Annotated in this window: 6 protein-coding genes; 3 read left to right on the top strand and 3 right to left on the bottom strand. The window is 68.9% G+C overall.

Going from position 1 to position 11,354, the window contains the following annotated elements; genetic code table 11:
- Positions 1-3 precede the first annotated feature (3 nt).
- From MTY59_RS10460 to MTY59_RS10450, 3 genes are all read left to right on the top strand, one after another.
- Positions 4-519, top strand: a complete 516-nt coding sequence (locus MTY59_RS10460; RefSeq protein WP_221045573.1) for a hypothetical protein — start codon at positions 4-6, stop codon at positions 517-519.
- A 134-nt stretch (positions 520-653) separates the two neighbouring features.
- Complete coding sequence (locus MTY59_RS10455; RefSeq protein WP_221046376.1) at positions 654-1,100, top strand: FHA domain-containing protein; 447 nt, start codon at positions 654-656, stop codon at positions 1,098-1,100.
- A 41-nt stretch (positions 1,101-1,141) separates the two neighbouring features.
- Positions 1,142-2,917 (top strand): acyl-CoA dehydrogenase family protein, encoded by a 1,776-nt coding sequence (locus MTY59_RS10450; protein ID WP_221045572.1) that lies wholly within the window; start codon positions 1,142-1,144, stop codon positions 2,915-2,917.
- 76 nt (positions 2,918-2,993) lie between these two features.
- Here the strand turns inward: MTY59_RS10450 and MTY59_RS10445 are convergent, their stop codons facing one another.
- From MTY59_RS10445 to pks13, 3 genes are read right to left on the bottom strand one after another with little or no spacing between them, the layout of a single operon-like run.
- A complete protein-coding gene (locus MTY59_RS10445) occupies positions 2,994-4,364 on the bottom strand; it encodes a tetratricopeptide repeat protein (protein ID WP_221045571.1) in 1,371 nt (456 codons plus the stop codon).
- A gap of 35 nt (positions 4,365-4,399) precedes the next feature.
- On the bottom strand, positions 4,400-5,965 hold the full coding sequence (locus MTY59_RS10440) for an acyl-CoA carboxylase subunit beta (RefSeq protein WP_221046375.1): 1,566 nt from the start codon (positions 5,963-5,965) through the stop codon (positions 4,400-4,402).
- Between the two features lie 8 nt (positions 5,966-5,973).
- Positions 5,974-11,298 carry a polyketide synthase Pks13 gene (gene pks13 / locus MTY59_RS10435; protein ID WP_221046374.1) on the bottom strand — a complete coding sequence of 1,775 codons (5,325 nt, stop codon included), beginning with the start codon at positions 11,296-11,298 and terminating at the stop codon, positions 5,974-5,976.
- Positions 11,299-11,354 lie beyond the last annotated feature (56 nt).

Below are 11,354 nucleotides of genomic sequence, written 5' to 3'. Positions count from 1 at the left end.
CCGATGCACACGCTGACACGCCTGGGAACCTGCACGGCAGCGGTCGCGCTGCTGATCGCGCCTGCCGCGGCATCGGCCATCGGGACGGCGGCCGCCGAGGGCGGCGGTACGACGGTCGTTTTCGACAACTACCTGCGGCGTTGCGATTTCAGCAAGGTCAGCACCGCCCCCAAGGTGCCCAGCCCGATGCTCGGCACCGGTTCGGCCATCGTCCGGACCAGCGGGTCCCGGGCCGTTGCCGAGGTCCACCTGTACGACGAGCCCGAGCCGGGCATGCATTTCGACGTCGGCCTTATCGAAGAACCCCGACCGTCCTCGTCGACCTGTGGGCCCGGTGACCCGGGGAGCGCCTTTAGTGGCATGGATCTCGACGGCGCGGGAAACGGAACGACCGCCGTTGCCGACACCATTCGGCCGGGCACGACCGGCGTGTGGGTGATTATCGAGCGGGCGAACGCAAACTCGCAGAACCCGGCGGAGTTCTATACGTCCGAGTTCGTGGTGCCGGTGAGGTCGTAGGCGCCCGGCGCACGGCCCTAGACAACCCTCGGGCAGCTGTCCCAGAGGAAACAGGGACTTCGGTCCCTATCTTGACGCTCACGTTAAATGCTGCGATGGAGGTATCGACGAGACGAACCTGGTGAAAGGGCGTGGTGTCGGCGTCATACGGGGAGACGAGCCAGCAACCAATCGCGCCGGACGAACCGACCGGCGACATCGGTTCGGTGCTGCGTGCCGACGTCCGCGACGAAATAGACACATCGTCGGCCGTCGCCGAGGCGGCGGCGACGCTGGCCCACGGCTCGGCCATGCTCGTGGTGAAGCGGGGTCCCAACGTCGGGGCGAAGTTCGTGTTGAACGAGCCGGTGATGAACGCCGGGCGGCACCCCGCCAGCGACATCTTTCTCGATGACATCACGGTCAGTCGCAGGCATGCCGAATTCCGCAGCGAGAGCGGCGAATTCCGCGTCGTCGATCTCGGCAGCCTCAATGGGACCTATCTCAACCGCGGTGCCGTCGACTCTGCGGTGTTGACCAACGGCGACGTGCTCCAGATCGGCAATTTTCGGCTGGTTTTCCTGACCGCCCAGGCGGGCTGACATCGACCCTGACGATCGGTCCGGCGCGTAGCGTCTGAGCCATGAGCGACTACGCCGTAGAGGCCGTGGACCGGCTGCCGTTTTCCACCGACGAGAAATCGCAGCGCTACGCGACGGAGAACTACCGCGGGGCCGTAGGACTCAATTGGTACCTCACCGACCCCACCCTGCAGTTCACCATGGCGTACTACCTCAAGCCCGAGGAGCTGACGCTGGCCGAACGCCACCTGACGCGCATCGGTGACCTGATGGGCGGCCCGGTGGCGCAGTGGGCCGAGGAGACGGATCGCAATCCCCCGCGGCTGCAGCGCTACGACCGGTGGGGCCACGACATCAGCGAGGTCGTCATGCCCGCGTCCTTCACGCGGTCCAAGGGGACGGTCCTGGACGCCCAGCAGGCGCTGCGAACCGAGGCCCGCGAGGCGAAGATGAGCTCGTCGTTCACCATGTTCGCGTCGAATTATCTGCTCAACCAAGCCGATATCGGCATGGGCTGCGCGTTGGGCACCGGCGGCGGCATGGTCCAGTCGCTGGTGGCCGCCTACGCGCCGCCCGATGTGGCCGAGCACGTGCTGGCCAAATTCGCCTCCGGCGAGTGGGCCGGCGAGACGGCGCAGCTGCTGACCGAACGCACCGGCGGCTCGGATCTGGGAGCGCTGGAGACCACCGCCACCCGGCACGGTGACGCGTGGTTGTTGAACGGCTTCAAGTGGTTCGCGTCCAACTGCGCCGGCGAGGCGTTCGTCGTCCTGGCGAAACCCGAAGGCGCACCGGACTCTTCGCGCGGCGTCGCCAACTTCCTGGTGCTGCGCACCCGCCGCGACGGCTCACGCAACGGGGTCCGGGTCCGCCGGCTCAAGGACAAGCTCGGCACCCGCTCGGTGGCCTCGGGTGAGGTCGAATTCGTTGATGCCGAAGCCTTTTTGCTGTCCGGCGAGCCCGCCGACGCTACCGCCGGGCCGTCGGACGGCAAGGGGCTGGGACGCATGATGGAGCTGACCAACGCCGCGCGCCTGGGCATCGCCTTGTTCGCGCTCGGTAACGCGCGGCGCGCCCTGGTCGAATCGCTGTGCTATGCCCGGCAACGCCGGGCGTTCGGCGGCGCGCTCATCGACAAGCCGCTGATGCGGCGCAAACTCGCCGAGATGATCGTCGACGTCGAGGCCGCGCAGGCGCTGGTGTTCGACGGCACCGGCGCCACCAACCATCGTCAGCCCCGCAGCATGCGGCAACGGATCGCCGTGCCGGTCACCAAGCTGCGGGTGTGCCGGCTGGGGATCACCGCGGCATCGGATGCGATCGAAATCCACGGCGGCAACGGCTATATCGAGACCTGGCCGGTGGCGCGGCTGCTGCGCGACGCGCAGGTGAACACCATCTGGGAAGGGCCGGACAACATTCTGTGTCTGGACGTGCGGCGCGGAATCGAGCAGACCCGAGCGCACCAGGCGCTGCTGGCGCGAATGCGCGACGCGGTGTCGGTCGCCGACGACGGCGAAGCCACCCGGTTGGTCGCCGGCCGGATCGAGGATCTCGACGGCGCGGTCACCGCGTGGTCCAAGCTCGACAGGCAGACGGCCGAGGCAAGGCTGTTCCCGCTGGCCCAATTCATGGGTGACGTCTATGCCGGTGCGCTACTCATCGAGCAGGCCGCCTGGGAGCGGGCCGCCCGCGGCGGTGAGCGCAAGGCGCTCGTCGCGTCGCTCTACGCGCAGCGCTATCTCGCCGATCGCGGGGCGCTGCGCGGGATCGACGCCGACTCCGACGAGGCGCTGGAGCGCTTCGACGAACTGGTGGACGGGGCGCTGGCGCTGTGATCCCGAATTTCGTTGCGTGGCTTGCTATTTTGCAGCAGGGCCGCAACGACGGCACGCCGGTTCGGTAGCGGGCCCGCTACACCTTTGCGCTGCCATCCCAGAACAGAGGCAGGCCGCTCCAGGTTTGGGTGTCGACGAACTGCAACATCGTCCGCGATGCCTCGGTGAGTTCGTGGTTGTCTCCGAGCAACCGCGCACAGTCGTCGATCAGGCGCCGGGTGCGCTGGCCCGCTGTCCCGAATTCGTGCCCCTCCCAGAACCGCCAGGCCAGGAAGTAACGCCACAGCAGGGTCTCGTAGGCGTCATTGCCCGCGGCGCGGGCGCTTCGGGACAACGCCTTCTTCGCGGCCACCACGTTCTCCATCAAGTCGGCGCGCTGGGAGCGCTCGTCGTCGGCGTCCTCGATCACCTTCTCGACCGCGTCGTCGTCGAGGTTCCCCGGATCCGCCCAACCGCGGCCAGGCGGCTGGTCGACGTCGCGCTCCTCGGATTCCATGTCGACGAACAAATGGAACGCGAGGCTCCGCACTTCGTCGAGATCCTGCTCCCATTCGGTGCGCACCGCCGCCAACTGCTCCCGGGCGGCGGCGGTCAGCGGGTGCTCCTCGCCGAGGCCGCGGGCCAGGTCGTCTTCCAGCAACTCCCACTCGGAGATCCAGTCCACGTCGTTGCCCGCGGTCCTGGGTGTCCACAGCGCCAGGATGTACCGCGCCCGCAGGGTCATTTCGTCGTCGTGGCCGAGCGCATTGCCGGCCACCGTGACCAACTCGTCTAGGCCCTTCAGGACGAAAGCGGTTGCGCCCGTGGCTTCGCCGAGCCACGCCAGTCGCGCCAGTTGGGTGGCCAGGGTCTCGGGGTGATGTTCGCCCAGGCGCTGGCGGCGGTACATCACCACCGACACCGCATCCGCGCTGGCGCCGAACGGGTCGCCGAGATCGTAGCGGGCCTGCGCCACCATGTAGGCCGCCGAAAGCGTCACCTCGTGCTCGACGCCGAACGCGCGAGTTTCGGCCCCGCACAGCCGCACCCAGCGCACCAGCCTGCTCGCGGGATCCTCGCCGGGATACTCGACGTAGGCCGCCACATGACTCGCGCGCAGTGTGTCGGGATGCTCGGCGCCCAACGCGTGAACCATGCTCGGAAGCAGTTGGCGCAGTTGGTCAACCGCATCCGGGTCACCGAGCAGGAAGCGCCACCGCGCCACCGCGCCGGCCACCACGAGCGTCTCCGGGTGTTCCGGTCCGAGCGCTGTGCGACGGATGTCCAGAACTACGGCCGCATCACGGACGGCGCCGAGGGTGTCGCCGGCGTTCTGCCGGGCCTCGGCCAACGCCAGCAGCGCGGTCAGCGTCGTTTCGTGCTGCGGCCCCAGCGAGGTATGCGCCGACTGCCAGGCCTGCAGTGGTCCCGCGACGGGATCCACTGCGTCCCCTGGGTTTTCGGACATGCGTTCCCCCTACGCGCAGGCCCGGGGCCGGGCCTTTAAATCGGGATCAGCCCGTGCTTACGCGCCGTGCGGAACCACAGTTGCTTCTCCCGCAGCAGCTTCATCGACTTACGCAGCAGCAGCCTGGTCTCGTGCGGGTCGATGACCGCGTCGATGAAGCCGCGCTCGGCGGCGGTCCACGGGATCGCCATGTTGAGGTTGTAGCCCTCGATGAAGTCCTTCTTGATCTGCTGCGCCTCGGGCGTGGTGGGGTCGGGGAACCGCTTCATCAGCAGCTGCGCGGCGCCCTCGGCGCCGATCACCGCGATCCGCGCGGTTGGCCAGGCGAAGTTGAAGTCGGCGGTCAGCTGCCTGGACCCCATCACGGCGTAGGCGCCGCCGTAGGACTTGCGGACCGTGATGGTCACCTTCGGCACGTCGGCCTCGACGACCGAGTACAGGAACCGGCCGCCGCGCTTGATGATGCCGTTCTTCTCCTGCTCGGCGCCCGGCAAGAAGCCCGGCGTGTCCACCACGAACACCAGCGGTATGTTGAACGCGTCGCAGAACCGGATAAATCTCGCCGCCTTGTCGGAGGCCTCGTTGTCGATCGACCCCGACAGGTACATGGGCTGGTTGGCGACCACGCCCACCGGATGCCCGTCGACGCGGGCGAACCCGGTGATGATGGCCGGCCCGTGCTGAGCGGCCACGTCGAGGAAGTCGCCGTCGTCGAAGATCCGCAGCAGGATCTCGTGCATGTCGTAGGCCATGTTGTCCGAGTCCGGCACGATCGAGTCGAGCTCCAGATCGGTCGGCGTCGTCTCCGGCTCCAGGCCCGGGTTGACGATGGGCGGCTCGCTGACGGCGCTCGACGGCAGAAACGACAGGAAGTCGCGCACGTACTGGAACGCCTCGGCCTCCGAGTTCACCACCTGGTGGATGTTGCCGTTGCGGGCCTGCGCGTCGGAGCCGCCGAGCTCGTCGAGCGTGACGTCTTCGCCGGTGACCTCCCGGATCACGTCCGGCCCGGTGACAAAGAAGTAGCCCTGGTCGCGCACCGACACCAGCAGGTCGTCCTGGATCGGTGAATACACCGCTCCCCCAGCGCATTTGCCGAAGATCAGGGAGATCTGCGGCACCAGCCCGGACAGCGCCTCGTGGCGGCGGCCCAGCTCGGCGTACCACGCCAGCGAGGTGACCGCGTCCTGAATCCGCGCGCCGCCGGAGTCCTGGATGCCGACGATCGGGCAGCCGACCATCGCGCACCACTCCATCAGCCTGGCCACCTTGCGGCCGAACATCTCGCCCACCGTGCCCTGGAACACGGTCTGGTCGTGGGAGAACACCCCGACCGGCCGGCCGTCGATCATGGCGTGCCCGGTGACGCAGCCGTCGCCGTAGAGGGCGTTCGGGTCGTTCGGCGTCTTGGCCAGCGCGCCGGTCTCGAAGAAGGTGCCCGGGTCGACCAGCGCGTGGATGCGGGCCCGGGCGCTGGGGATGCCCTTCTTGTCGCGCTTGGCGACGGCCTTCTCGCCGCCGGGCTCTTTGGCCAATTCCAGGCGGCGGTAGAGCTCGGCCAGCTTCTCGGCGGTGGTGTGCTGGATGGGGGCGGGCGCCATCTCCGTCACTACTTGCCTACCTCACTCGTCTGACTGGTTTCGGCCTCCACCTTATTCAGCACCTCGGAGAGGTGAGCACCGACCTTGCCGATGATCGGTTCGTCGATCGCCTGGATGTGCTCGCCGCCGATCGGTACCACCTCGAGGTCGGCCACGTACTCGCCCCAGCCGCCGTCGGGCCGGCGGACCGCATATCGCGGCTCGAACTCGATGACGTCATCGTGGTAGCGGTCGGCCATGTACAGAGTCACGTGGCCGTCGTACGGCTCGATCTGGACGGTCTCGAGCGCCCGGTTGTCCAGGTAGGACGTCCGCTGGTGCTCGACAATGCCACCCGGGATCTGCACGCCGCTCTGCTGGACGATGTCCAGCACGAATTTGACCTGGCCCTCGTCGTCGAGCTCTTCGAGCTGCTCGTAGGGGATCGCGGGAATCTCGACGTTGAAGGTGCGCTCGGCGAACTTCGCGTACCGGTCCCAGCGCTTGCGGGTTTCCTCCCGCGTCTGCGGGATCTCCTCGCCGGCGCGCACCGTGTCGATCATCCCGACGAAGCGCACGTCTTCGCCCGCCCGCTTCAGACCGATCGCGCAGGCGTACGCCAGCGCGCCGCCCAGCGACCACCCGGTCAGGATGAACGGCTTGCCCGCGTTCATCTCCAACAGCTTGGGCACGTACTGGGCGGCCCGTTCCTGCACGGTGCCCTCCACGCGCTCGAACCCGTACATCGGGGTGTCCGCGGGCAACCGGTTCAGCAACGGCTCGTAGACCACGGTCGAACCGCCGGCCGGGTGGAACACGAACACCGCGGGTTTGGAGCTGCCCTCGGGGCGCGCCCGCAGGGTGCGGACGAAGCCGTCGATCTGCCCGGCCTCCAGGTACTGGCGGACCTTCTCGGCCAGCGCCTCGATGGTGTCCGACGTCAGGACGTCCTCGGTGGTGACGGCGCCGTCGGCGCGCTCCGAGAGCCGCTGCGCCATCTTGGCCGCGGTGTCCTCGTCGAGCTTGGGCAGCGGGTTGAAGATGCCGCCCGGCGACTTGCCCGTGACGATCGCCCAGGTGGCGAAGGTGACCCGCTCGGCGGCATCACGTGGCGGCACATCGGAATTCAGCGCTTTGGATACCGCCTCCTGGCTGAGCGCCCCCGCGAGATCCGGCTTGGCGCCGTTGGCCGCCGCTCCCTTCGGGCCGGACGGATCCGTCGGCGGCGGCGGGATCGTCGCGTCCGGCGCCGGCGGGGCCGGCTGAGTCTCGGGCTCGGCCTGCGGGTCCGGCGCGGGTGCGGCGACCGACGTCGGCGTTGCGCCGCTGAGCAGCTGAGCCTGCTCCCGGGCGATCTCCTCGGGCGTCTGCGTCTGCTGGTGCTCGTGCAGCTGATCGACCTCGTCGCGGTGCTCGACCGCATACTCGATCAGCTTCTCGATGGCGTACAGGTTGGCATCGCGCACGGCCGTCAATTGGATTGGCGGCAGGTCGAAGTCGTATTCGACGCGGTTCTTGATCCGCACCGCCATCAGCGAGTCCAGGCCGAGCTCGATCAGCGGCACCTCCCACGGCAGGTCCTCGGGCTCGTAACCCATTGCGGCCGAAACGATCAGGCCCAGCCGCTCGCCGACGCTTTCGCCGGACTCCGGTGTCCACCGGCCCACGCTGGAGGGCAGGTAGCGGTTGGTCAGGCTGTCCGACAGCGTCTCGGCGTCGGGCTCCTCGGCGGGCGCGGCGGGCGCCTCGACCGCGGCCGTCGTGGTCGGGGCTGCAATGGCCGCACCGGCGCCCACCGCGATGGGCAACGCGGCCACACTCTGACCGGCCCGCGACACCAGCGCGTCGTAAACCAGCGTGAAGGACTCGTCGATGCGGGCGTGCACCTGCACCGCGGCGCCGCCGGGGTGCCGGGTCATCGTCGTCACCAGCCGGGCGCCCGCACCGGGCACTGCGCGCTGCTCGGAGGCCACCAACTGCGCATCCGAAAGAACCTGTGTAGCAGCCGATCTCACCAGCGCTGCCAGATCCGTCTCACCGTTGCGCGGCGCGTACTCCCAGACGTGACGGCCGTCCGGCAACGCGACGTGGGTCCCCGGCATGATCACCGACCCGTCGCCCGAGAAGTGCACGTCCAGCCAGTGCTCTTTGCGCTTGAACCGGGTCGGCGGGATGTTCGCGTAATCCTCGGGACCCTGCGCGCGGCTGAACAGCGTGCGTATGTCCAGGTCGTGACCGTGGACGTAGAGCTGGGCCATCGCCGAGATCATCGATTCGACGTCGTCCTGCTTGCGGGCCAGCGTCGGAATCAGTTGGGCGTCATGCAGACCCGCGGCGGCGGTGGTCAGGCCGATCTGCATCAGCGCCACCGGGTTGGGTGCGAGCTCCAGGAAGGTGGTGTGGCCGCTGTCGACGGCGTTGCGCACGCCGTGGGTGAAGTACACCGAGTGCCGCATTCCCTTGACCCAGTAGTCGACATCGTGCACCGGCTCGCCGCCGGGCTTGATGTAGGTGCCCTCGTGCACCGTCGAGAAGATCCCGACCGTCGGCCTCAGCGGCACGATGCCCTGCAGCTCGGCGGAGAACTCACCGAGCAGCGGGTCCATCTGCGAGGTGTGGCCCGCGCCCTTGGTCTGCAGCTTGCGCGCGAAGCGGCCCTCGGCCTCCGCGCGGGCGACGATCGCGTCGATCTGGTCCGGCGGGCCGCCGATCACGGTCTGGCTGGGCGCGGCGTAGACACACACCTCCAGCCCGGGGAAGTCGCCGAACACCGTCTTGAGCTCATCGGCGGAGTACTCGACGAGCGCCATGAACCGGATGTACTCGCCGAACAGCATCGACTCGCCCTCGCCCATCAGGTGCGAGCGCGACGCGATCACGCGGGCCGCGTCCGCCAGCGACAGGCCGCCGGCGAAGTACGCCGACGCGGGCTCGCCGAGCGACTGGCCCACCACCGCAGCGGGTTTCGCGCCGTGGTGCTTGAGCAACTCGCCCAGCGCGATCTGGATCGCGAAGATGACGACGTTGCTGGTCTCGATGCCGTAATCGACTGAGTCGTCGAGGATCATCTCGAGCACCGAGTAGCCGCGCTCGTCCTGGATCAGCGCGTCGACCTTCTCGATCCACTCGGCGAAGACCTCGTTACGCAGGTACAGGCTCTTGCCCATCTTGCGGTGCTGCGCCCCGAAACCGGCCATCGCCCACACCGGGCCACTGGTCACCGGGCCGTCGGTGCTGAACACATTGGGCCGTTGCTTGCCCTCGGCGATCGCGCGCAGGCCCTTGATGGCCTCCTCGTGGTCGTGGGCCAGCACCACCGCGCGCGAGCGGCCGTGGTTGCGCCGCGACAGCGACCGGCCGATGGATTCCAGCGACGAGGCCTGCCCCTCCGGGCTTTCCATCCAGTCCGCCAGCTCGGCGGCGGCGGACTTCTTGCGCGATGTCAGAAACGCGGACACCGCGAGCGGGATCAGCGGCTTGGTCGGCTCCGACTCCTCTTGTGCGGCAAGCTCTTCCAGCGCGATCTCTTTGAGGCGCAGCGCCTCGTCGGTCACGCCAGGGAGCTCGTACTCCGCCTCCTCGGCCTCGGAGGCGTCGGGGATGATGTTGCCGAAGTCGTCGAACCGCAGCGAGTGGCTCTCCAGCGTGGGCGCCTCGGCCGCGTCGGCGGCCGGCGCGGCGGCGACGGGCTGCGGCTCGGGCTCACGCTCGATGACGTCGCGGGGCAGCACCTCGCGCACCACCAGGTGCGCGTTGGCACCGCCGAAGCCGAAGCTGGACACCCCGGCCAGCGCGTAGCCACCGTAGCGCGGCCAATCACTCGCGCTGTCAATGACTTTCAGGTGCATGCCGTCGAAGTCGATGTAGGGGCTCGGCCCGGCGAAGTTGATCGACGGCGGCAGCTTGTCGTGCTGCAGGGCCAGCACCACCTTGGCCAGGCTGGCCGCGCCGGCGGCCGACTCGAGGTGTCCCACATTGGTTTTCACCGCGCCCAGCAGCGCCGGACGGTCGGCGGGGCGACCCCGGCCGATGATGCGGCCCAGCGCCTCGGCCTCGATCGGGTCACCCAGGACCGTGCCGGTGCCGTGCGCCTCGATGTAGTCGACGGTACGTGGGTCGATGCCCGCGTCCTTGTAGGCCCGGCGCAGCACCTCGGCCTGGGCGTCCTGGTTGGGGGCGATCAGGCCGTTGGACCGGCCGTCGTGGTTGACCGCGCTGCCGGCGATGACGGCCAGGATCTGGTCGCCGTCGCGGCGGGCGTCGTCGACCCGCTTCAGCACGAACATGCCGCCACCCTCGGAACGGGTGTAGCCGTCGGCGTCCGACGAGAACGACTTGATCCGACCGTCGGGAGCCAGCACCGCGCCGATCTCGTCGAAGCCGAGCGTCACCAAGGGCGTGAGCAGCGCGTTGACGCCACCCGCGACCGCCACGTCGCACTCACCGTTGCGCAGCGCCTGCACTGCCTGGTGCGTTGCCACCAGCGAGCTCGAGCAGGCGGTGTCCAGCGCCACCGACGGGCCGCGGAAGTCGTAGAAGTAGGACACCCGGTTGGCGATGATCGAGCTGGCCGTCCCGGTGATCGCGTAGGGGTGCGCGACCGTGGGGTCGGACACCGCCAGGAATTGGTAGTCGTTGTTGGAGAAGCCGACGTAGACGCCGACGGACTCGCCGCGCAGGCTCGACGCCGGGATGCGGGCGTGCTCGAGAGCCTCCCAGGTGAGCTCCAGCGCCATCCGCTGCTGCGGGTCGATGTTGTCGGCCTCGGTCTTGGCGACCGCGAAGAACTCGGAGTCGAAGCCCTTGATGTCCTTCAGGTAGCCGCCGCGGGTGCGTGCGGTGGCGACGCGCTGGGCGATGCGCGGCTCCTCGAGGAATTCCGACCAGCGGCCCTCGGGCAGATCGGTGATGGCGTCGCGGCCCTCCATGAGCGCCGCCCAGGTCTCGTCCGGGGAGTTCATGTCGCCGGGCAGCCGGGTCGACAGGCCCACGATCGCGATGTCGACGCGCTCGGCCGGGCCGGTGCGGGTCCAGTCGGCGCCGTCGAGGTCGTCGTCGGCGACCTCGGGCTCGCCCTCGATGATGCGGGTGGCCAGCGATTCGATCGTCGGATGCTGGAAGGCCACCGCGACCGACAGGGTGACACCGGTCATGTCCTCGATGTCGGCGGCCATCGCCACGGCGTCCCGCGACGCCAGGCCCAGCTCGACCATCGGCACCGACTCGTCGATGTCGTCGGGTGATTTCCCGACCGCGCGGCCCACCCAGTTGCGCAGCCACTGGCGCATCTCGGGGACGGTTGTTGGGCGCCGCTTGTCCTCATCGCTGCGCTCTGCATCGTCGCCGGCGCGCATCTCCGTCGTCTTGGCGGGCACCTCCCCGTCAGGGCCCGGGGTGTGGTTTTCGGGGT

The sequence above is a fragment of the Mycobacterium senriense genome (assembly GCF_019668465.1).
Classification (GTDB): Bacteria; Actinomycetota; Actinomycetes; order Mycobacteriales; family Mycobacteriaceae; genus Mycobacterium; species Mycobacterium senriense.
This window is presented reverse-complemented; position numbering and strand designations above follow the sequence as displayed.